Genomic DNA, 22,419 nt, shown 5'->3' with positions numbered 1-22,419 from the left:
CATCACCCGATGTCCACATTCGAGCTGTGAGAAGATGGCGCCATGGCCGCCGAAGACGACGGAGCGATCCCGGGGATGCGCCGCTGGCGCGGCCGGTCCCCCGCCGCTCGGGTCGCCATGCGCCGCGACCAGCTGATCGAGGCGTGCACCGAACTGATGGCGACGATCGGCGCGGCGGAAACCTCGATGCGCGGAGTATGCAGGCAGGCCGGGCTCACCGAGCGCTATTTCTACGAGAGTTTCCCTAATCTCGACGCATTGCTCACCACCGTGCTCGACACCGTGGTGCTCGGCGCCCGGGATCGACTACTCGCGGCATTACCCTCGGCCCCGCTCGACCGCGCCGCCATGTTCCGGCACCTGGTCACCGTCTTCACCGATTACCTCACCGAGGATCGCCGCCGCGGCCGGATCATGTTCGTCGAGTCGCAGGCCACCCCGGTGCTCATGCCCCGCGCCAATCAGCTCATCGGATTATTCACGGCGCCGATCGCCTTGACGATCGGCGCCGGCGACTACACCGACCCTGGACCCGACGAGCACGACAGCGCCCTCAACGCCAGCGCCATCTTCGGCGCCCTGGCCTATCTCTACCGGCCTTGGCTGGACGGCGAGATCCCGGTCTCCCGAGAACGATTCGACGAGCACGCCGCGACCGTGCTGGAAAACGTTGCCCGAGTGCGCTCTTCGGCAGGCTCGGAGACCTAGGCGAATTCATCCGACGTATCCACCCGGTCCACGATCCCCGCGGTGCGCGGGTTCCCTTCGGCCGCAACACAGTTGATGACACGGCAAGTAGCACCCCCGGGCGGCCGCCGACCGAGTATCCTGCATGATTCGCAGTGAAGTCACTCACATCCAGCGCCCGTTCGTACCGCGCGAAGCGCAGCGACAACTGAGTTAGCTACAAGTTCGCCATCCTGCCATAGCGGCATGCTCACAACGATCGATCCCACCCTGGCGTGTAGCGGTCAAACCCGTTGATGAGTACCGAAAGCGACTCCCGCGCAGCACTGTCATCGCACCATAGCCAGCCGGTCACCAGTTGGTGATACCTCACGGTACAGATACTTGAAAACGCATGCGCGCCTGGACATATGGACCGAGGCGATTGTTGTTACCGTCGGGTAGTGTCCGACGCACCGAAGATCAGAGACGATCGCGGAACCGTATTTTCTCCACGATTTCAGGAGCGCGCGTGTCGCATTCTCGATTTGAATCCATCGGTGCCTATCTGCCTTCGAATGTCGTCACCACCCAGGAGCTGCTCTCCCGGCTGCAGGAACCTCCCTCTTTCGATCTCGAGAAGATCACCGGCGTCAAGGAACGCCGCGTGCACGACACCAGACCGGAGTCGTACGAAGACTCGTTCGCAATCGCGATGAAGGCGGCGCAGGACTGTCTGTCCAGGTCACGATACGAAGCCGCAGAGCTCGACGTGATCATCTCCACCTCGATCACGCGGAGCAACCACGCCACCCGCATGTACATGGAGCCGTCGTTCGCCGGGTCGATAAGCCGCCTTATCGGAGCGAAGAAGGCCATTACTTTCGACGTTTCCAACGCGTGCGCCGGAATGCTCACCGGCACCTACATTCTCGATCGGATGATCCGCTCCGGGGCCGTGCGCAACGGCATGGTGGTCAGCGGCGAGGCCATTACTCCGATCGCCGACACCGCGGTCGCGGAGATTTCCGAGAAATACGATCTGCAGTTCGCCTCGCTCTCGGTGGGCGACTCGGGCGCGGCGATCGTGCTGGACCAGGCGGTGGACGACGACGACAAGATCCACTACATCGAGTTGATGACCGCCGCGGAGTACTCGCACCTGTGTCTCGGCATGCCGAGCGACAAGAGCCAGGGTGTTGCGCTGTACACCGACAACCGCAAAATGCACAACGAAGACCGCTTCCTTTTGGGCACCAACAGCCAGATCAACTATCTGGAAGCCCAGGGCCGTACCTTCGCCGACGAGAAGTTCGACTACGTCATCCACCACCAGTTCGGCGCGGCCGCGATCCCGTGGATGAACGCCATCTGCGAGCGCGAGTTCGGCACCCCGATGCCACCCGATCTGCGGGTCATCGAGAAGTACGGAAATACCTCCACCACTTCGCATTTCATCGTTCTGCACGATCAACTCAGCGAGCAGAACATTCCGGCGGGCTCGAAGCTGCTGATGATCCCGGCCGCCTCCGGCATCGTGACCGGCTTCCTGTCCACCACCATCTCGTCTCTGAAGGTCTGAGGTCAGCCATGGGCGTTCGCATCAAATCCACCGGCGTCAGCCGCGCCGAAGACACCAACAGCAGCGTGGAGAACAGCGGCCGCGCCGCGAAGCAGAGCCTGGAGCGGGCCGGTGTCCGGCCTGATCAGGTCGGCGTGCTGATCAACGTCGGGGTGTTCCGCGACTCCAACACGGTAGAACCGGCCGTGTCCGCGCTGATCCAGAAGGCGGCGGGCATCGGCCTCGAATACGCCAAGGACGATCCGCGGACCTTTTCGTTCGACCTGATGAACGGCGCGACCGGGGTGCTCAACGCGGTCGGCGTGGCCGGCTCGATCCTGGAGACCGGCAGCGCCGAGCACGTGCTGATCGTCTCCGGTGACGCGCATCCGTCGATGACCCGCAAGGCCGCCACCGACGACTTCCCCTATGCCGCTTCGGGTGCCGCGCTGCTGCTGGAGCGCACCGACGAGCCCGACGGCTTCGGCCGGGTGCACACGGTGAACGGCGAGGGCACGCCCGCGGTCGAGGCCTACGTCGACACCGCGACGATGGGCAGCGTCGGGCGCGGCCTGATGACGGTCGAGCGGGAGCAGGACTTCGCCGCGCGACTGCTGAACGTGGCGGTCGAGGCCGCGCTGGCCGCGCTCAACGAGGCCGGCCACGACGACCTGTCGGGCACCGCCCTGATCGCCTCGACGCCGACGGCCGAGTTCCCGCTACAGCTCGCGGATGCACTCGGCATCGACGAGGACGCGGTCCGCACCCCCGACCTCACCGACGGCGACCCGCACACCGCGGCGCTGCCGCAGGCCTACCACCGCGCCGTCGTGGACGAGACGCTTCGCGAGTTCGGCCACGTGCTGTTCGTCGCCGCGGGCGCCGGCCCGTCGGCCGCGGCGGTGCTGTACCGGTTGCCCGCACTCGCCGGGGCGACTGCGTGAGTTCGGCCACCTACTGGCAGGCCATCGACCGGTTCCGCGCGTTCGCCCGCGCGGAACCGGATCGAGAAGCCGTCATCTACCCGGTCGGCAAGGATGCAACGGGCCTGCCGACCTACCGCCACGTGAGTTATCGCGAACTCGACGACTGGTCCGAGGCCATCGCCGAACGGCTCACCGCGTCCGGCGTCGGGTCCGGCACCCGCACCATCGTGCTCGTGCTGCCCAGCCCGGAGTTGTACGCGATCCTGTTCGCGCTGTTGAAGATCGGCGCCGTGCCGGTGGTGATCGACCCGGGTATGGGCTTGCGCAAGATGGTGCACTGCCTGCGTGCAGTCGAGGCGGAGGCGTTCATCGGCATCCCGCCCGCACACGCCGTGCGCGTGCTGTTCCGCCGCAGCTTCGCCAAGGTGCGCACCACGGTGACGGTGGGCAGGCGGTGGTTCTGGCGGGGCGCGAAGCTCTCGGCGTGGGGCACCACGCCCAGCGGCACCGCGGTGGACCGGGTGCCCGCCGACCCCGGCGACGTGCTCGTCATCGGATTCACCACGGGCAGTACCGGACCCGCCAAAGCGGTGGAGCTGACCCACGGCAATCTGGCGTCGATGATCGACCAGGTGCACACCGCGCGCGGCGAGATCGCGCCGGAAACCTCGTTGATCACCCTGCCGCTGGTCGGCATTCTCGATCTGCTGCTCGGATCCCGCTGCGTGTTACCGCCGCTGATCCCGAGCAAGGTCGGCTCGACCGATCCCGCCCACGTCGCGCACGCCATCGAAACCTTCGGCGTGCGAACGATGTTCGCCTCGCCCGCGCTGCTGATTCCGCTGCTGCGCCATCTGGAGCAGCAGCCGAACGAGCTGAAGACGCTGGCCAGCATCTATTCCGGTGGCGCGCCGGTGCCGGACTGGTGTATCGCGGGCCTGCGCGCGGCGCTGACCGAGGACGTGCGGATCTTCGCCGGATACGGGTCGACCGAGGCACTGCCCATGTCGCTCATCGAATCTCGCGAGCTGTTCGACGGTCTGGTCGAGCGGACGCACCGTGGCGAGGGCACCTGCATCGGACGACCCGCCGACCGGATCGACGCCAGGATCGTCGCCATCACCGATGACGCGATCCCGACCTGGGCACGGGCCGAGGAGCTGGCCGGTGACCTCGCGCAGTCGCGCGGCATCGGCGAACTCGTCGTCGCGGGGCCCAATGTCAGCACGCACTACTACTGGCCGGAGGCGGCGAATCGGCAGGGCAAGATCGTGGACGGGGACCGGATCTGGCACCGCACCGGCGATCTCGCGTGGATCGACGACGCGGGCCGCATCTGGTTCTGCGGGCGCAAGAGTCAGCGGGTGGTCACCGCCGACGGGCCGATGTTCACGGTTCAGGTGGAACAGATCTTCAATACCGTTGCGGGCGTGGCGCGCACGGCGCTGGTCGGGGTAGGCACGCCCGGCGCGCAGCGGCCGGTGCTGTGCATCGAGCTGAAGCCCGATGCCGATGGCGCCGCGGTCGGGGCGGCGCTGCGGGCACGCGGAGCCGAGTTCGACCTCAGCCGTCCGATCGCCGATTTCCTGATCCATCCCGGCTTCCCGGTCGACATCCGGCACAACGCCAAGATCGGGCGCGAGCAGCTCGCGCAGTGGGCGGGCGAGCAGTTGGGAGCGCGCGCATGAGCGTGAAAACGACGGCACTGCGGGCGATTCCGGTGCTCGGCTGGGTCTACCTGGCGGGTGGGCTCGTCGCGGCCGCGACGGACCGGGTGCCCGCGAACCGGGTGCTGCGGGCCGCGTGGTGGATCGACGCGTTCCTGAGCATCGTGGTGCACGCGGCGCAGATCCGGCCCGCGCTGCGCGCGGCCGAGGGGTCCGGCCGCTCCCCGCTCGAAACGGCCGTGCTGACGCAGATCTTCGGAATGACTTGGTGGCGAACGCAATGAGCAAAGTACTGGTCACCGGCGCGTCCGGTTTCCTCGGCGGCGCGCTGGTGCGCAGGCTGGTCCGCGACGGCGCGCACGATGTGTCGATTCTGGTGCGGCGCACCAGCAATCTGGCCGATCTCGGCCCGGATGTGGACAAGGTCCAGCTGGTCTACGGCGATCTGACCGATGCCGCGTCGCTGGTGCAGGCCACCAGCGGGGTCGACATCGTCTTCCACAGCGCGGCCAGGGTCGACGAGCGGGGCACCCGCGAGCAGTTCTGGCAGGAGAACGTCCGGGCCACCGAGTTGCTGCTGGATGCCGCGCGCCGCGGTGGCGCGTCGCGCTTCGTGTTCATCTCCAGCCCCAGCGCGCTGATGGACTACGACGGCGGCGACCAGCTCGACATCGACGAGTCGGTGCCGTACCCGCGGCGCTACCTGAACCTGTACTCCGAGACCAAGGCCGCGGCCGAGCGTGCCGTACTGGCGGCGGACACAACGGGTTTCCGGACCTGTGCACTGCGACCGCGGGCGATCTGGGGCGCGGGCGACCGATCCGGCCCGATCGTGCGGCTGCTCGGTCGCACCGGCACCGGCAAGCTGCCCGATATCTCGTTCGGGCGCAACGTGTACGCCTCGCTGTGCCACGTCGACAACATCGTCGACGCGTGCGTCAAAGCGGCGGCGAGCCCGGCGACGGTGGGCGGCAAGGCCTACTTCATCGCCGACGCCGAAAAGACCAACGTGTGGGAGTTTCTCGGTGCGGTGGCCACTCGGCTGGGGTATGAACCGCCGAGCCGCAAGCCCAACCCCAAGGTGATCAACGCGGTGGTCGGCGTCATCGAGACCATCTGGCGGATCCCGGCCGTGGCGACCCGCTGGTCTCCCCCGCTGTCGCGCTACGCCGTCGCGCTGATGACGCGCAGCGCGACCTACGACACCGGCGCCGCCGCACGCGATTTCGGCTATCAACCGGTCGTGGACCGTGAGACCGGACTCGTCAGCTTCTTGGCCTGGCTCGAAAAACAGGGTGGGGCAGTAGAACTCACCCGTACGCTGCGCTGACCCTCGGCGCAGGCCGCGATCGGAGGCATTCATGACCAACGACACCGTCTTCCGCCGGAAGATCTCGCCCACCGAGCGGCTGTACTTCTTCACCCGCGAGGTGACGCCGCCGTTCCTGATGCATCTCGCGGTGCACGGCGAGGGGATGATCGATCCCGCTGCCCTGCAGCGCGCCGTCGACGTGGCCTCGGCGGCGAACCCCGGCGCCCGGCTGGTACGGGACGGAAAGTATTGGGTGGACAGCGGGGTCGCGGCCGCGGTCCGGGTGGTGCCGGACTGGACGCTCGACTACGCCGCGCTGGAGAACGACGCGGTGCTCAACAGTCCGATCGGACCGTCCCCCGAGCGGACCACCGAGGTGCTGTTGCTGACCGGGGCCGAGACGACCATCGTCTTCCGGGTCTTCCACGGCGTGATGGACGGCATGGGCATGCGCATGTGGGCCGACGACGTGCTGCGCGCGCTGCGCGGCGTCGAGCCGATCGGCGCCCCCGACGCGATCGCGGATACCGAACTCGTCGCGCAGGTCGGCGCGCCGGGCAGGCAGACGCTGGTGCTGCCGACCTACCGGGCCGCCATCGGCACCGGTCGCCAGGATCCGGACGCGGTGCGCTGGTTGCTGCGGCACCGCACGATCGACGGCACCGGCAAGGGCATCGTCGCGCGGGTCGCGGCGATCCTCGCCGCGGAGGCAGGGGGGAAGTCCCGCTTCATGATTCCGGTCGACCTGCGCCGTCACGATCCCGCGCTGCGCTCCACCGGCAATCTGGCGCTGCCGCTGTTCCTCGACGTTCGTCCCGGCGAGGGCTGGGAGTCGGTGAGCGCTCAGATGCGCACCGGCCTGCAGGAGAAGCGCGAGCTGAACCAGCTCGACAACGGTGGCCTGTCGAAGTTCCCGCCCGCCGTCATCCGCGCGGTGCTGCGGGCGAGCAATTGGCTCGGCGCCCGGCACAACCGGAACATGGTCTCGGCCACGGTGTCCCATATGGGCAAGGTCGATCTGGACGAGCTGGCCGTGCCCGGCTGGACACCGACCACGATGCGGGTGCTGCCCCAGCACACCGGTTCGATGCCGCTGCTGTTCGGCATGGTGGAGGTGCGGGGGCGGATCGAGCTGATGGTGTCGGCGCGCAACGGCGCGGGTATCGAAGCGCGGCTGGAGGCGCTGCTCGACAAGATCGCGCTCACCCTGGAAGCCGAACTCGCACCGCAAGATTCGCCGGCCCGATGACCGCCTGGGCACGGTTCGTCAGCGCCCGGCCGCGCACGGTGCTCGCCGTCGTGGTCGGGGCGATGCTGCTGTTCGGGCTGCTCGGCATGAACACCGCCGACAAGGTGAGCGCCGCCGGATTCACCGATCCGCACAGCGAATCCGCCGCGGTCGACCGGCTGGTGCGCGCGCACTTCGGCCCGCAGACCCCGGACGCGGTCGCGCTCTACACCGCACCGGCCGGGCAGACGCTCGACGATATCGGCCCCGCGGTGCAGCGGTCGCTCGCCCGGATCGACCCTGCGCTGCTGCAAAGACCGATCGAAACCTATTGGAACAGTGTGCCGCCGCGCAAACAGTTCCTGCGCTCGGCCGACAACCGGCAGGCCCTGGCCGCGGTGTATCTGGCCGGTGACGACAACCGCCGGGTCGCCGCCTACCCGGATATCGAAGCGGCGCTGCAGGTCCCAGGCATCGACACGAAGCTGTCCGGCTACAGCGCACTGGCCACGCAGATCAACAAGCAGTCCCAGCACGACCTGGTGCGGGCCGAATCCCTTTCGCTGCCACTGACGCTGCTGATCCTGGTGCTGGTGTTCGGCGGAGTGGTCGCGGCCTCGTTCCCGGTGGCGGTCGGCGTACTCGCCGTGCTCGGCGCGATGGGCACCATCCGGGTGCTCACCGAGTTCACCGAGGTCAGCACCTTCGCGGTGAATATCGCCTCGCTGCTCGGCCTGGGCATGGCGATCGACTACGGGCTGTTCCTGGTGACCAGATTCCGTGAGGAACGGGCGAACGGGCGCGAACTCACGGCGGCGATCGAACGCACCTGCGCCACCGCCGGTCGCACCGTCGCGTTCTCTGCCCTGCTGCTGATCTGTGCGTTCGCGGGCACTTTCGTCTTTCCCCAGGCCGTGCTGCGCTCGCTCGGTTTCGGCGCGATCGCGGCGGTCGCACTGGCCGCGGGACTTTCGCTGACCGTGCTGCCCGCCATGCTCGCGCTGTTCGGCCACCGCATCGGCAAGGCCGCCGAAAAGGATCGGACCGAACGCTTCTGGGGTCGCGTGGTGGACGCCGTGCTGCGCAGGCCGGGTCTGGTCACGGTGGTGGTGGGCGTCGTGCTGGTACTGCTTGCCCTGCCGCTGACGGGTGCGAAACTCGGCGATATCGACCACCGCGCGCTGCCCGTCGGCAACGAGATGCGTAGCACCGTCGAAGAACTCACCGCCGAGTTCCCCGCCGCGAGCAGCGGTGTCACCGCCGTCCTGCAGGGGTACGACGGTCCACCGCAGTCGGCGGCGGTGGACGCGGCGCACACTGCGCTCGGCCGGGTCGAGGGCGTCGGTCAGGTGCTCCAGGTCGGCCGCGCCGACGACTTCGTGGTCTTCCACCTCTTCCTCGACGCCACCGACCGCAGCGAAAGGGCAACGGCCACGGTCGAAGACCTGCGCGCGCTGACCCCGCCGGACGGCACGGCGCTGCGCCTCGGCGGCGACACCGCCGCCACCCTGGACAGCGTGCACTCCATCGTGCGCGCCATGCCGTGGATGATCCTGGTGATGGTGGCCGCCACGGTCCTGCTGCTCGCGGCCGCGTTCGGCTCGATCGTGTTGCCGCTCAAGGCCGTCGCGATGGCTTTCCTCAGCCTCGCCGCCACCTTCGGCGTGCTCACCTGGATCTTCGGCGAGGGACACCTCGCGGGCGTGCTCGGCGTCAGCCCCGGTCCGCTGGCCGCCGGCATGCTCGTGCTGATCATCGCCGTCGTGTTCGGACTGTCCACCGACTACGAGGTATTCCTGCTGTCCCGCATGGTCGAAGCGCACGCCGCGGGCGCCGACACCGCCACCGCGGTACGCGTCGGCACGCTCAAGACGGCCCGCGTCATCACCGCCGCGGCCACCCTGCTGGTCATCGTCACCGGCGCGTTCACGCTCTCGCCGTTGACGCCCATGCGCTTTCTCGGCCTGGGCATGATCGTCGCACTGCTGATCGACGCCACGCTGGTGCGCATGCTGCTGGTGCCCGCGCTGGTGAAACTGATGGGCCCGGCCAACTGGTGGCACCCGTCGCGCCGGCCGCGCCGGGTGTCCGCCACGGTCGAACGGGTGCAGGAGTCCACTTCGATCGGCTGAATCGCGGGTATTTCCAGAAAGATCGCGCGCCACGCCGCGGCGAAGATTGCAATACATCCGATCACTCCGCAGGCTTGGCACCCATGTCCGCCGCCTGCCCCGCCTGCTCATGGCCGTCGCCGATGCTCGTCTCCCGGCATGGGGCGGTGCGCTATCTGCGCTGCGTATGCGGGAGATTCCTGGTCGCGCACGGGGGCGGGGTGAACCTGCTGAGCGGCCGAAGTGCCTGCGCCACACCGAAGGTCGCCGAGCATCTGGAGCTTATTCCGCTGCCCGAGGCCTGACGGACCTCCGAGGGGTTCACAGTCCGTGCCGGCGCTCGGCGGTCACCAGCTCTGCGACGCGCGCTTCGTTACGCGCCGAGAACGGATCCTCGACCGATCGCCGGTAGGCCGCCACCGCGGCGCGGGTGTCCGCGCCGACCAGATCGGCATTGAGCTGCGCCGCGGCGAATGCTCCTGCCGCTGCGGCAGTGCCGACCTGCGCCGCCGGATCCGTGACATTGCCCGCGGCCCAGACCCCGGCCACCTCGGTCCGTCCGGCGGCGTCGACCGGTAGATGCGCGCCGAGGCCGGACGGATGCGCCACCGCCCGCAGCCCGATCCCGTCCAGGAAACCGGCGCGCGCGACCATCGTCGGCTGCACGGCCAGCACGGCGCGCTCGACCACCGTGCCGTCGCTCAGGCGTACACCGGTGAGTCGGTCGTCGGTGACGACCAGTCCCGCCACTTCGCCTGGCACCACGTTGATTCCGCGTGCCGCGAGCTGTTCGGCGGCCTCGCCGACCGGCGGCGCCGTGGTGTGCGCGAAGAACACGACATCGCTGCTCAACTGCCGGAACAGCAACGCCTGGTGCACCGCCATCGGCCCGCTCGCCAGCACGCCGATAGCCTGGTCCCGAACCTCCCAGCCGTGGCAGTACGGACAGTGCACGAGGTCGCGGCCCCACCGCGCGGACAGGCCGGGAATCTCGGGCAGCTCGTCGACCAGCCCGGTCGTCACGAGCAGTCGGCGGGCCCGGAACGTGCGGCCATCGGTCGACGTCACCATGAATCCGTCGGCGGCGCCGGTCACCGCATCGACCTCGCCCGCCAGCACCGCGCCGCCGTAGCCGCGCACCTCCGCCCGGCCCAGCTCGAGCAGTTCGCCGGGCGGCATCCCGTCGCGCGCGAGCAACCCGTGCACGCCTTCGGCCGGCGCGTTGCGCGGGTCACCCGCGTCGATCACCAGCACCGACCGCCTGGCCCGCGCCAGCATCAGCGCGCCGTTCAACCCGGCGGCACCGCCGCCGATCACCACCACGTCGTAGCCGTCTTGCAGCTGTTCGGTCACCGTGACCACCTCCGCCGACCACCATGCGAGCAAACGCCCGGAACGCGCAACCTTTGTTGCCATATTGGCAAACTCGGACCGGCGCGAAATACGGTCGACCGCGAGCCTGCCGCTCGGTACCCTCCGATGCCATGGAGTGATGCCGAGTGCGACCGCCCGGACAGCGCTGCCGCCGTGTCGGATTCAGCGCGCGGACGGCGCTGCCCGCAGCCGGCACTCCGATCGAGGGACATCCATGACCGATCAAGAATTCCTTTCCCGCGTCGCCGCGCGCCTGGCCGCCCTGCCCGGCACCCGAGCGGTGACGCTCGGCGGCTCCCGCGCACAGGGCACCCACACGCCCGAGAGCGACTGGGATCTGGCCATCTATTACCGAGGCACGTTCGACCCTGCCGCACTCCGTGAAATCGGTTGGGACGGTGAAGTATCCGAGCTGGGCGGCTGGGGCGGCGGCGTCTTCAACGGCGGCGGCTGGTTCACCATCGAGGGTCGTGAGGTCGACGTGCACTATCGCGACCTGGACGTGGTCGAACACGAACTCGCCGAGGCCGAGCAGGGCCGATTCCATTGGGAGCCACTGATGTTCCATCTGGCGGGCATCCCGAGCTATCTGCTGGTCGCCGAACTCGCCGTCAACGAGGTGCTGCACGGCACCCTCCCCCGGCCCGGCTACCCACCGGCATTGCGTACCGCTGCCCCGCCGATCTGGCGCAACCGGGCCGAGCTGACCCTTCGATACGCCACGGACGCCTACGTTCACCGGGGCCAGGCCACCGAGGTCGCCGGCTCCATCGCCATCGCCGCGATGGCCACGGCGCACGCGATCCTCGCGGCGCGCGGGGAATGGGTCGTCAACGAGAAGCGACTGCTGGCGCGTGCGGGCCTGCGCGACATCGATGCGATCGTGGGGCAGTCGAGGGCGAACCCGGAATCGCTGGCACGGCAGATCGCAGCGGTGCGGCACGTGCTGGCCGCCGCGAGCTGACCCGTCACCTGCGACGACGCGGTTTCGTCGCCGTCGCGTCACGGAGATGTTGCGCCGCGCGGCCTACCCGTTTGCCTGATCGTGGTTCGGCACGTGCATCCTGTACCCGAACGGATTCGATTCCTTTGGCTTGCCCGACTGCCGACGAGACCAGTGTCACCGGATGCGGTTCGGCGGACCGTCCCGACGACAGTGAGAGCAGGACCGATGCGGCCTGTGGTGATGGAAGGCGTCGCGGCACGGCGCGGCAGCGAATACGCGGTGCTGCTGCGCCGCGTGCGACAGGCCGGGTTGCTCGACCGGCGGCCGCGGTACTACGCGTGGAAGAGCGCGGTGACCGCCGCGCTCTTCGTGGGCGGCTGGCTGGTGTTCGTGCTGCTCGGCGATTCGTGGTGGCAGCTGGGCGTCGCGGCGTTCCTCGGAATGGTGTTCGCCCAGTTCGCTTTTCTCGGTCACGACGCCGGGCACAAGCAGATCTTCGCGAGTAGGCGCGCCAACTATCTGTACGGGTTGCTCTTCGGCAATCTCGGGATCGGGGTGAGCATCGGCTGGTGGACCAGCAACCACAACCGCCACCACGCGCACCCGAACACCGAGGACGCCGACCCCGACATCATGGGCGTGCTGGCACACTCCGGTGCGCGCGCCCGGGCCGAACGGGGTTGGCGGCGGCTGATCTTCCGGTATCAGGCCTGGTTGTTCTTTCCGATGCTGCTGCTCGAGGGCGGCAGTCTGCATTTCGCCAGCACCCGCGCGGCATTGCGCTGGCCGATCCCGAACCGCCGTGCCGAAGGGGCATTGCTGGTGTTGCACGCGGTGGCCTATCTGGGCACGGTGTTCGTGATCCTGTCGCCGGTCAAGGCGCTGGTGTTCATCGCCGTGCAACAGGGTCTGTTCGGGCTCTACATGGGCTGTACCTTCGCGCCGAATCACAAAGGCATGGCGGTACTTTCGGCAGGCGACCGCACCGACTTCCTGCGCAAACAAGTGCTCACCTCTCGGAACGTCCGCGGCGGCGTCTTCATCGATGCGGCGCTGGGCGGCTTGAACTATCAGATCGAACACCACCTGTTCCCCTCGATGCCGCGGGCCAACCTGCGCCGGGCCCAGCCCATGGTCGCCGAGTTCTGCGCCGAGATCGGTGTGCCGTATTGCGAGACGAGCCTGCTGCGCTCCTACGCCGAGGCGCTGCGCCATCTCGACGCCGTCGGCAAGCACACCAGGGCGCCCGCGGAATCCGCTGCCTGACACCGGCTGTCGGGCGATCGACGGACATACACGGCGCCCCTGGCGCTGCGAAACTCATCGAAGAGCTGTGGCGGCGCGTGTCCCGCCGCCACGGCAACGCTGCGGTAGGTGAGGTTCCGATGGGATTCTTCGGTCGAAAGTCCGGTCTCGAGCACTTCCGTCAGCCGGATGAAAACGGTTCGGGCGCAGATTCTCTCGCCGACGAACCGACCATCACGCTGCCGCAACCCCCGCCCGAGCTGCCGATCCAGATCGGCTATCGGTTGTTGTCGACCGCGCCGCAGAGCGTCCTGGTGTACTCCGCGGCCGCGCTGACCGAGACCTTCGCCGGGGTGTACTCGGCCGCACCGGTTTTCGGCGCGACGTCGCTCGCGTTCGAGGACGGCTGGGTCGGCGCGTTGCCCGCGCCGTCGTGCAGTGGTTCGGCGTGGACGGACCCGCCGGGTCCGCTGTTGTGGTAACCGCCGCCACCAGTGCCGATTTCGCCTTCCTGAGCACCGAGGTCATGCCCCAGGTCGGCAGCCTGCCGTCGGCGTTCACCCGCGGTATCGCCGATCGGAGCGTCGTGCCGCAGTCCTTCGCCCGGCTGTTCACCAGGTCGGACCAGCGCCCGATCTGGGAGCTGCCGGGCATGCGGCATCTGCGTCAGCCCTGAACGGATCTCCTTGGCCCGGTGCGTTTCCAGTGCCCGTCTCGGGCGACTTCGGCGAACCACCGGCGTAGCGCGACCGGCGGCCGACGCGCGTCCAGTAGGGTCTGCGCGGTCAACGTACCGGACAGTGGAGGACGACATGAGTGAGCTCGTTCTGGTTACCGGCGGAACCGGCTATATCGCGGGGTGGTGCATCGTGTCACTGCTCGAACGCGGCTACGACGTACGCACCACCGTGCGCAGCCCCGACCGGGAGCCGGCGGTGAGCCGAGCCGTCGCCACGGTCATCGACCCCGCGGGCCGCTTGAGCTTCGCCACCGCCGACCTGATGTCCGACGACGGCTGGGCAGACGCGGTCCGCGACGTCGACTACGTGCTGCATGTCGCCTCACCGCTGCGCGTCGACGCCGCCGAGAACCCCGAAGCGCTGATCGCCGCCGCCCGCGACGGCGCACTGCGCGTCCTGCGCGCCGCGACCGCGGCCGGGGTCCGGCGCGTGGTCATGACCTCGGCGGCGAACGCGGCGAGCCCGTCGTCCTATGCCGGCGAAGGCATCACCGACGAGACGCTGTGGACCGATCCCGACGATCCGACGCTCATCCCCTACCGGCGCTCGAAAACCCTTGCCGAGCGGGCAGCCTGGGATTTCATGGCGGCCTACGACGGCCCCACCGAACTCACCACGGTGCTGCCCGGCGCGGTCTTCGGCCCGATCCTGAGCACCGGCACCACCGGTTCGGTCGATATCGTCGAGCGCATGGTGTCGGGCAAGATGCCCGGCGTGCCGCGCATCGGACTCGAGATCGTCGACGTGCGCGATCTCGCCGACATCCACATCAGGGCGATGACCGCGCCCGCCGCCGCGGGCGAACGTTTCCTCGCCACCGGCGAATTCACCTGGATGCGCGATATGGCCCGCACCCTGCACGACGGTCTCGGCGCGCGCGGCAAACAGGTATCCACTCGTCAGCTCCCGGATTTCGCGGTCAAGCTCGCCGCCCGCTTCAGCGACGCACCGCTCGGCGAGATCACCCCGGCCCTGGGCCGGCGCAACCGGCACAGCACCGACAAGGCCAAGCGCCTGCTCGACTGGCAACCCCGGCCCGCCGAGCAGACCGTCCTCGACTGCGCCAACAGCCTGATCGCGCACAGCGTCGCGTGAGTGCCGTTGGCCCACACCGGCGCGGCGGTGTGGGCCGAATCCGGTTCGGACTCGCTATCCCAGTGGTCCGGAACTCAGGACTGTGCGGACCCCGACCCGAGCAGGTTCGGTGCGCCGATCACCGTGTTCAGCAACTGGCCGAGCCGCTCCCCCGCCAGCCGCAACCGATTCTCGGCGATCGGCAGGAACTGCTGGGTGTACTCGTCACCGATGGTGGCCGAGGCCGGATAGAAACCGGGCGTGTTCACCACCCGGCAGCTGTCCTCGGCCCACTGCACCGGATCGCTGTCCGGCTGCGCGGGCGGCAAGGCGGGCGCGGGCAGCGCGAGCAGCCGCTGGAGTTCTTCGGCGTCGCTCGCGTGCCGGGTGTCGAGCAACCGGCTGTCCCACACCGAATGCAGGTTGGTGGCCTTGCCGAGGTAGGTGACCCGGAACTCGTTGCCGCCGCGGTCGCGGGCATACCCGGCGTGCAGCGGCTGGTGGATGTCGCCGACGAAATGCACGACGAACTTCAGCGCCTGCGCGCGCTCGGCGTCGGCGCGCGAGCGGTCGGCCAGGATCTTCGTCTGCGCGCGCAACGCGTCGACCACGTTGTCGCCGTTGTTCCCGTTCACCGCCGCGTCGTAGACGCAGCCGTTCTCGCCGATGTTCACGTAATGCCACGGCGCGGAACGTTTCCCGAGGTCCGGGTCGTCCCGGCGGACCTCGTCGGCCCAGTTCGCCACCCCGGCCAGCGTCGGATTCGCCTCCCCGGCCAGCAGCCGCGAGACCTGATCCCGGGCCGCCGGGTCGAGCCGGAGGTCGGCGATCGCGCCGACCGTGTTGTGCCCCTGCACGCCCCACGCATTCGCGGGCGGCGCAACGGCGAACAGGATGGCACCGAGCGCGCACACGCCCGCTAGAGCAGCTCTACCTCGCATCGAGAAGAATCCTTTCGACCAGCGTCCGATGGCCCCGACCGTGCACGATCCCTACCGCTCAGAGTCTCCGCGACAATTTCCATCCAGAACTGAACATCGGATAAACAGTGTGCGACAAGATCGCCGCCCGCTGTGCCCGAATTGTCGGTCCCCACTGGCACACTCGGCGTTGATGGGCGAAACGATTCGTCTGGTCGAGGTCGCCCACGCCGTCCTCGACCTGTTCTTTGGAAAACCACGGCTTCCGCCGCACCGGATCGGGCTGGGACGGCCCAGACGAATACGCCGTCCCGGTCCTCCGGGTAGTGGGCACGGCGAATCATGGTGGAGTCCAGGTCCGAAGCGGTTGCGGATGAGGCGGCGCCGGAGTGGTCGGATCACAATTCGGGGTGTGTTCGCCCACGTCGCGACACTAACGACTCCAGGACGACGAGTGCGCCGAGGACGAGTACGGCGACGCCGATCACCCGCAACCCGAGGTCGGCGCTCGAGACGAACGCGGCCACGACGTCGCCGGAGTGCTCCGGAGTGGTCACGGCCAGCGCCTGGGCCACGGTGTGCGGGTCGTGCCGGGCGCGGAGGTCCTGCGGCAGTGCGGCGACGAAGCGGGCGGTGAGCACCGTGCCGATCACGGCGACACCGAGCGCACTGCCGAATTCCCTTGTGGTGGCCTGTAGTCCGGCCCCCACCCCGGCTTGCGCATGCGGTAGCGAACCCGCGATCGCACCGGACAGCGTCGGCAGGGCCAGCGTCAGCCCGACACCCGTCACGACCAGCCATGCGGCGTAGCCGACGTACGGTGTCTGCGCGCTGCTGGTGGACAACCCGAGAAGTCCGCCTCCGACGAGCGCGAACGCGAGCGCGACGGTGGCGTCGAGGCCGATGCGCGGAACGAGGCGGCCGACATAGCGCGCCCCGAAGAGCATCGGGATGGTCAGCGGCAGGATGCCCAGTCCGGTGAGCAGCACGCTGAATCCCTTGCCGTACTGCAGGAACGAGGCGTTGACGTAGAACAGCGCGAACATGCCGAAGAAGACCGTGGCCATGCCGAGGCAGGCGCTGCGCAGGCGCGGCAGGCGGAACAGCCGCGGATCGAGCAGGGGGTGTTCGACTTTCAGCTCGACCACCGTCCACACCACGAAAAGCACTGCCGCGCACACGAATCCCGTGATGACGAGACCGCTTCCCCAGCCCGCCTCGGGTCCTTCGACGATGCCGAGCAGCAGCGCGACCGACGCGCCGACCAACAAGAGCGTGCCGAGCGGGTCGATCCGGCGTTCGTGCCGCGGCGAAACGGGTGCCACCCGGGCGGCCAGCCCGAGCAGCAGCAGGGTGACGGGCACGGCCGCGAGGAACAACCAGCGCCACGATCCACCCGAGAGAATCGCTCCGCCACCGACATTGCCGATGACACCGCCCAGGCCCGACATCGACGCCCAAGTCGCGATTGTCGCGGCTTTACGGTCGGCGGGGACGGCGTGCAACAGCACGGCGAGCGTGTTGGGCAGCACGGCGGCGGCGCCGACGCCGGTGATCGCCCGCCCGACGAGCAGGACCACCACACTGGGCGCGACGGCCGAGAGCAGCGCGCCCACCGCGAACAACCCGAGACCGGCGAGCAGTACACCCTTGCGCCCGAACCGGTCTCCGGCGGCACCACCGGGAATCACCAAGCAGGCGAAGAAGATCACGTACATGTCGACGATCCAGATGAGCGCCGAGGCGGACGGGTGCAGCTCGCTTGCGGCGAGCATGGGGACGGCGAGATTGGTCGCGGCGATCATTCCGACGACGAGCGCAACACAGGCGCACATGACGGCGAGCAAGCCGCGACGCCCGCTGGGCCGGGTTCGGGCAGCCTGGCCGCGATCGCGGAGCAGAACATTCGATGACATAGCCAGAACGCTAGATACGCAGGCAATATGCGTGCCACGCAATATCAACAACAACTACTTGCATATGATGCAACCATGCCTCAGCAGCTCGACCTCAACCTCCTGCGCGTGTTCGACGCCCTATTGCAAGACGGCAGCGTCACCGCCGCCGCCGAGCGCCTGCACCTGTCCATTCCGGCGACGAGCCGGGCGCTGGGCCGGTTGCGCCGGGCGATGCAGGACCCGATCCTGGTGCGGGCCGGGCGTGGACTGGCGCCGACCCCGTTCGCGCTGCGCACCGCGCCGCGGGTGCGTTCGCTGCTCGACGAAGCGGCCGCGCTGATCAGCGCCGACCGCGAGATCACGATCGCGGAACTGGAGCGCACCTTCACGATTCGGATCAACGACGGCGTGGCCGCGACGCTGGCGACGGCGGCGGTCGAGGCCACCTCGGCGGTGGCGCCCGGTGTGGTGCTGCGTTTCGTCGCGGAGGGTAGCGAGAGCGCCGAGGCGCTGCGCGACGGCTCGGTCGATCTGGACATCGGCGCGAGCGAAGTCGCGGCGCCCGATATCCGCTCGGCTCTGCTGTATCGCGAACGGGTGGTGGGCATCGTCCGCGCCGACAGCCCGCTCGGCCTGGACGGCGCGCCGACCTTGTCACAGCTGTGCGACTATCCGCACGTCTCCGCGTCGCGCCGGGGCCGTCAGCGCGGCCCGCTCGACGACGCGCTCGCCGCGGCCGGCCTGCAACGCCATGTCGCCGCCGTCGTGCCGACCTCCGCGGTGGCCGCGTTGCTGGTCTCGACGAGTCACTATGTCGGACTGGTCCCCCAGCGCCTCGCCGAGGAGCACGGATCCGCCCTCGGCCTGCGCTGGTTCCCGATCCCCGCCGACCTGCCGGACGTCGAGGTCCGCCTGCTGTGGCACGCCCGCCTCGACGCCGACCCGGCCCAGCGCTGGTTACGCGATACGATCCGCGCCGCCCTCCGCGACGACGCGGAGTAATCGCCTTGCGCGGCTTCGCTTCCCGGTGCAGAGATGCGGCACGGATCAACGACGACGCAGAGTAACCACCTTGCGCGCCTTCGCTTCCCGTGCGGAGATCCGGCGCGGATCATCGCCGCCCGATCGCACCACTGAGACCCGAAACAGCCCGGCCCCACACTGTGCAGGCCCCCGCACCTGGTCACCACCGAGTTCGGCGATCGCCGCGGTATCGGTCCTGCGCCCAGCTTGCTGAAACCGACTGAGCAGCAGCACTTTCACAGATATGTGTGGTCATCGACGACCTGTTTCACCGTGGTGAGCGCGGCGCGCAGGGTCGCCGGGTCGGTCGAGCCGAGGGCGAGGCGCAGGGCGTGCGGCACGTGCCGGGTGGTGGCGAACGGCTCGGCGGCCGACACCGAGATGCGTTCGCGGGCAAGGGCCGTCACGATCCGATCGGCTCGGACCTGCTCCGGCAGCGGCAGCCACAGGAAATAGGCGGACGGGTGGCCGAGCAGCGGCAGTCCCGCGAGCACATCGCGCGCGATCGCCTGCCGGGCGCGCGCGTCGGCGCGCTTGCGCGTCTCCAGCCGGGTCACGGTGCCGTCGTCGAGCCAGCGGCACGCGATCGCCGTCATGACCGCGGGCGCGTTCCAGGTGGTCGCGCGGATCGTGCGTTCGAGCGCGGACATCGCTGCGGCCGGGGCCGCGACGAAGCCGACACGCAGCCCCGTCGCGACACTCTTGGAGAATCCGGAAACGTACACGGTGCACTCCGGCGCGAGCGCCGCCACCGGAGACGGCGGCCGCACCGCGGAGAACGCATACGCCGCGTCCTCGATGACGAGAAGCCCGTGTCGACGGGCTATTTCGGCGAGCCGCTCGCGCTGCTCCAGCGGCAGCACCCAGCCCAGCGGATTGTGCACCGTCGGCATCGTGTAGACGGCGCGCACCCGTCGTGCCGCGCACAGCCGCGCCAGCGCGTCCAGATCGGTGCCGTCTTCGGTCGCCGGGATCGGCACCGATTCCAGATGCAGCGTCCGGGCAAGGACTTTGAAGCCCGGATAGGTCAGGGCGTCGACCGCGACCACGTCGCCGGGGCGCAGCAGCGCCATCGCCGTGGCGGCCAAACCCTGCTGTGCGCCATTGACGATCAGCACTTGGTCGGCGGTCACTGACACACCACGCCGCTTCAGGTGCCGCGCCACCGCGGCCCGCTCGTGCGGGCGCCCGGCGTGCGGCTGGTAGCGCAGCAGGGCTTCGATATCGCCGGATGACGCCAACTGCCGCAACGCGTTTCGCAGCAGATCCGCCTGACCGGGCAGTGCCGGATAGTTGAAGTTGAGGTCCACCACGTCGGTCGCGACGGCGCGCTGGTCGATGCCGTGGCCGGGCGGCAGCGCGAGTTCGCGGACGAACGTGCCGCGCCCCCGCTCACCGCTCACCAAGCCCATCGCTTCCAGCTCGGCATAAACCCTCGTCGCCGTCACCAGGGCCAGACTTTCCCGCGCCGCGAGTTCCCGGTGCGCCGGCAACCGGGTACCCGGCGATATCCGGCCCGCGCGGATATCGGCCGCCAACCGGTCCACCAGAGCCTTGTACCGCGAGACCGCCACGCTCGAATTGTATGCAGGACAATTCTTTGATTGTCCTGCGGCCGTCGATCTACGGTGCTGAGATGCACATCGCCATTCTCACTTTCGAGGGTTACAACGAACTCGATTCGCTCATCGCGCTCGGGGTCTTGAACCGAATCAAGAAGCCCGGTCGGCGCATATCGATCGCCTGCCCTACCGAGCGGGTCCGTTCGATGAACGGCGTGGTGATCGAATCCATGGCCACGCTCGAAGAGGCGGCTGCGGCGGACGCGGTGATCGTCGGCAGCGGGTCCCGCACCCGCGAGGTCGTCGAGGACGGGGCGCTCATGGCACGGCTACGGCTCGATCCGACCCGGCAGCTGTTGGCCGGACAGTGTTCGGGGACATTGATTCTGGCGAAACTCGGGCTACTCGACGATATTCCCGCCTGCACCGACCTGACCACCAGACCGTGGGTGCAGGCGGCCGGAGTGGACGTGCTCGAACAACCGCTCTTCGCGAAAGGCGATATCGCGACGGCCGGCGGCTGTCTCGCCTCCCACTATCTCGCAGCATGGCTGATCGCCCGGCTGGACGGCATCGAGGCGGCCGAAAGCGCCTTGCACTACGTGGCTCCTGTCGGCGAAAAGGACGAATACGTGCGACGTGCGATGGGAAATATCGCCCCCTATCTACCGGCGGAACCGGCCACCCTCGGTGCGGGTGTACGCGCCCACTAATCTCTGAGGCATGGCACGGGACGAGCGCGGGGTAACCGCCCAGAGTGAGGATTTCGCTTCCTGGTACAACGAGGTCGTTTTCAAGGCCGGCCTCGTCGATCGGGGTCCGGCCAAAGGCACCATGGTCATTCGACCGTATGGGTACCGGGTATGGGAGCAACTGCAGGCGGAACTGGACCGCCGCATCAAAGCCACCGGGCACGAGAACGCCTATTTCCCGCTCCTGATCCCGGAAAGCTACCTCAGCCGCGAAGCCGAACACGTCGAGGGTTTTTCCCCGGAGCTGGCCGTGGTCACCCACGCCGGCGGTAAAGAACTCGAAGAACCGCTGGTGGTACGGCCGACCTCGGAAACCATCATCGGCGAGATGATGTCGAAGTGGATCAGCTCGCACCGCGATCTGCCCCTGCTGCTCAACCAGTGGGCCAATGTGGTGCGCTGGGAGCTGCGGCCGCGAATGTTCCTGCGCACGACCGAATTCCTGTGGCAGGAGGGGCACACCGCGCACGCCGACGCCGAAGACGCCCGGCGCGAAACCATGCTCGCCCTCGACATCTACCACGAGGTGGCACGGGATCTGGCCGCGATACCGGTGATTCCGGGCGAGAAGACCCCCGGCGAACGTTTCGCGGGCGCGGTCACCACGTACACCATCGAGGGCATGATGCGCGACGGCCGTGCGCTCCAGTGCGGCACGTCGCATTACATGGGCACCAACTTCGCGACCGCCTTCGACATCCGCTACACCGGCGAATCGGGCCGGGAGGAGTTGTGCCACACCACTTCCTGGGGTATGACCACGCGCATGCTCGGCGCCGTCGTGATGACGCACGGCGACGACAAGGGACTGGTCTTTCCGCCGCGGCTCGCACCGCACCAGGTGGTGATCGTCCCGATCACCCGCGGCGGCAACACCGCCGTCGAGGCGGCCGCCGAGGAACTGGCGGGCCGGCTGCGGGCGGCGGGCGTGCGCACCCACGTCGACGCGCGGGCGCAGCTCACCCCGGGGTTCAAGTACAACGAGTGGGAACTGCGCGGCGTGCCGATCCGGCTCGAACTCGGGCCGCGCGACCTCGAGGCGGGCACCGCCATGATGGTGAAACGCCTCGGCGACGCGGGCAAGCAAGCGGTTCCGCTGGACTCGCTGCCCGAGACCATGCCGCGGATATTGGACGAGTTCCAAGCGTTGCTGCTCGCCAGGGCCACCGAGTTCCGGGAAAGCCACACCCGCACCGTCGACACCTGGGCGGATTTCGCCGACGCAGTCGCGAGCGGCTGGGCGCTGGCCCTGCACTGCGGCAGCACCGCCTGCGAGGAGGACATCAAGGCCGGCACCGCAGCCACGCCGAGATGTATTCCCTTGCAGGCGGACTCGGCATCCGGGAACTGTGTACGCTGCGACGCCCCCGCGACGTACGGCAAGCGGGTGATCTTCGGTCGCGCCTACTGATCG

Annotated in this window: 21 protein-coding genes; 17 read left to right on the top strand and 4 right to left on the bottom strand. The window is 68.8% G+C overall.

Going from position 1 to position 22,419, the window contains the following annotated elements; all coding sequences use genetic code 11:
- The first annotated feature begins 42 nt into the window (after positions 1–42).
- The 9 genes from NBRGI_RS21565 to NBRGI_RS46520 all read left to right on the top strand — a co-directional run bounded on the left by NBRGI_RS21565 (position 43) and on the right by NBRGI_RS46520 (position 9,776).
- Complete coding sequence (locus NBRGI_RS21565; protein ID WP_051727933.1) at positions 43–708, top strand: TetR/AcrR family transcriptional regulator; 666 nt, start codon at positions 43–45, stop codon at positions 706–708.
- A 490-nt stretch (positions 709–1,198) separates the two neighbouring features.
- On the top strand, positions 1,199–2,248 hold the full coding sequence (locus NBRGI_RS21560) for a 3-oxoacyl-ACP synthase III family protein (protein WP_029899071.1): 1,050 nt from the start codon (positions 1,199–1,201) through the stop codon (positions 2,246–2,248).
- Between the two features lie 8 nt (positions 2,249–2,256).
- Entirely contained in the window at positions 2,257–3,171 is a 915-nt protein-coding gene (locus tag NBRGI_RS21555; RefSeq protein ID WP_029899070.1) for a hypothetical protein, read from the top strand.
- On the top strand, positions 3,168–4,841 hold the full coding sequence (locus NBRGI_RS21550; protein WP_051727932.1) for a fatty acid CoA ligase family protein: 1,674 nt from the start codon (positions 3,168–3,170) through the stop codon (positions 4,839–4,841). Before NBRGI_RS21555 ends, NBRGI_RS21550 begins: the two co-directional genes overlap by 4 nt.
- On the top strand, positions 4,838–5,104 hold the full coding sequence (locus NBRGI_RS21545; protein WP_014986245.1) for a hypothetical protein: 267 nt from the start codon (positions 4,838–4,840) through the stop codon (positions 5,102–5,104). Before NBRGI_RS21550 ends, NBRGI_RS21545 begins: the two co-directional genes overlap by 4 nt.
- Positions 5,101–6,150 (top strand): NAD-dependent epimerase/dehydratase family protein, encoded by a 1,050-nt coding sequence (locus tag NBRGI_RS21540; RefSeq protein WP_029899068.1) that lies wholly within the window; start codon positions 5,101–5,103, stop codon positions 6,148–6,150. Before NBRGI_RS21545 ends, NBRGI_RS21540 begins: the two co-directional genes overlap by 4 nt.
- Before the next feature lie 31 nt (positions 6,151–6,181).
- Positions 6,182–7,381, top strand: a complete 1,200-nt coding sequence (locus NBRGI_RS21535) for a hypothetical protein (RefSeq protein WP_029899067.1) — start codon at positions 6,182–6,184, stop codon at positions 7,379–7,381.
- The gene (locus NBRGI_RS21530) at positions 7,378–9,492 is read left to right on the top strand and encodes an MMPL family transporter (protein WP_029899066.1); all 2,115 of its coding nucleotides are present in this window, start codon (positions 7,378–7,380) and stop codon (positions 9,490–9,492) included. Before NBRGI_RS21535 ends, NBRGI_RS21530 begins: the two co-directional genes overlap by 4 nt.
- A gap of 83 nt (positions 9,493–9,575) precedes the next feature.
- Positions 9,576–9,776, top strand: a complete 201-nt coding sequence (locus NBRGI_RS46520; RefSeq protein WP_081878179.1) for a hypothetical protein — start codon at positions 9,576–9,578, stop codon at positions 9,774–9,776.
- 16 nt (positions 9,777–9,792) lie between these two features.
- On the opposite strand, the gene NBRGI_RS21525 is transcribed toward NBRGI_RS46520, so the two are convergent.
- The gene (locus tag NBRGI_RS21525) at positions 9,793–10,887 is read right to left on the bottom strand and encodes an NAD(P)/FAD-dependent oxidoreductase (RefSeq protein ID WP_235211042.1); all 1,095 of its coding nucleotides are present in this window, start codon (positions 10,885–10,887) and stop codon (positions 9,793–9,795) included.
- A 172-nt stretch (positions 10,888–11,059) separates the two neighbouring features.
- Between NBRGI_RS21525 and NBRGI_RS21520 the strand changes: the two genes are divergently transcribed.
- From NBRGI_RS21520 to NBRGI_RS21500, 5 genes are all read left to right on the top strand, one after another.
- Positions 11,060–11,809 carry a nucleotidyltransferase domain-containing protein gene (locus tag NBRGI_RS21520; protein ID WP_029899064.1) on the top strand — a complete coding sequence of 250 codons (750 nt, stop codon included), beginning with the start codon at positions 11,060–11,062 and terminating at the stop codon, positions 11,807–11,809.
- A gap of 207 nt (positions 11,810–12,016) precedes the next feature.
- Positions 12,017–13,057 carry a fatty acid desaturase family protein gene (locus tag NBRGI_RS21515; protein WP_029899063.1) on the top strand — a complete coding sequence of 347 codons (1,041 nt, stop codon included), beginning with the start codon at positions 12,017–12,019 and terminating at the stop codon, positions 13,055–13,057.
- 119 nt (positions 13,058–13,176) lie between these two features.
- Positions 13,177–13,518 carry a hypothetical protein gene (locus NBRGI_RS21510; RefSeq protein ID WP_148310896.1) on the top strand — a complete coding sequence of 114 codons (342 nt, stop codon included), beginning with the start codon at positions 13,177–13,179 and terminating at the stop codon, positions 13,516–13,518.
- A complete protein-coding gene (locus NBRGI_RS21505) occupies positions 13,485–13,712 on the top strand; it encodes a hypothetical protein (RefSeq protein WP_148310895.1) in 228 nt (75 codons plus the stop codon). Before NBRGI_RS21510 ends, NBRGI_RS21505 begins: the two co-directional genes overlap by 34 nt.
- Positions 13,713–13,848: 136 nt before the next feature.
- Positions 13,849–14,871, top strand: a complete 1,023-nt coding sequence (locus NBRGI_RS21500; RefSeq protein WP_029899060.1) for an NAD-dependent epimerase/dehydratase family protein — start codon at positions 13,849–13,851, stop codon at positions 14,869–14,871.
- A gap of 74 nt (positions 14,872–14,945) precedes the next feature.
- Here the strand turns inward: NBRGI_RS21500 and NBRGI_RS21495 are convergent, their stop codons facing one another.
- Positions 14,946–15,791, bottom strand: a complete 846-nt coding sequence (locus tag NBRGI_RS21495) for a S1/P1 nuclease (RefSeq protein ID WP_051727931.1) — start codon at positions 15,789–15,791, stop codon at positions 14,946–14,948.
- Between the two features lie 377 nt (positions 15,792–16,168).
- On the bottom strand, positions 16,169–17,686 hold the full coding sequence (locus NBRGI_RS21490) for an MFS transporter (RefSeq protein WP_029899058.1): 1,518 nt from the start codon (positions 17,684–17,686) through the stop codon (positions 16,169–16,171).
- Between the two features lie 75 nt (positions 17,687–17,761).
- Between NBRGI_RS21490 and NBRGI_RS21485 the strand changes: the two genes are divergently transcribed.
- Positions 17,762–18,670, top strand: a complete 909-nt coding sequence (locus tag NBRGI_RS21485) for a LysR family transcriptional regulator (RefSeq protein ID WP_029899057.1) — start codon at positions 17,762–17,764, stop codon at positions 18,668–18,670.
- A gap of 257 nt (positions 18,671–18,927) precedes the next feature.
- Here the strand turns inward: NBRGI_RS21485 and NBRGI_RS21480 are convergent, their stop codons facing one another.
- On the bottom strand, positions 18,928–20,265 hold the full coding sequence (locus NBRGI_RS21480; RefSeq protein WP_029899056.1) for an aminotransferase-like domain-containing protein: 1,338 nt from the start codon (positions 20,263–20,265) through the stop codon (positions 18,928–18,930).
- A 62-nt stretch (positions 20,266–20,327) separates the two neighbouring features.
- Between NBRGI_RS21480 and NBRGI_RS21475 the strand changes: the two genes are divergently transcribed.
- On the top strand, positions 20,328–20,966 hold the full coding sequence (locus NBRGI_RS21475; RefSeq protein WP_029899055.1) for a DJ-1/PfpI family protein: 639 nt from the start codon (positions 20,328–20,330) through the stop codon (positions 20,964–20,966).
- Between the two features lie 10 nt (positions 20,967–20,976).
- Entirely contained in the window at positions 20,977–22,416 is a 1,440-nt protein-coding gene (gene proS / locus NBRGI_RS21470) for a proline--tRNA ligase (RefSeq protein WP_029899054.1), read from the top strand.
- Positions 22,417–22,419: the final 3 nt, after the last annotated feature.

This window comes from Nocardia brasiliensis IFM 10847 (genome assembly GCF_000710915.1).
GTDB lineage: Bacteria > Actinomycetota > Actinomycetes > Mycobacteriales > Mycobacteriaceae > Nocardia > Nocardia brasiliensis_A.
This window is presented reverse-complemented; position numbering and strand designations above follow the sequence as displayed.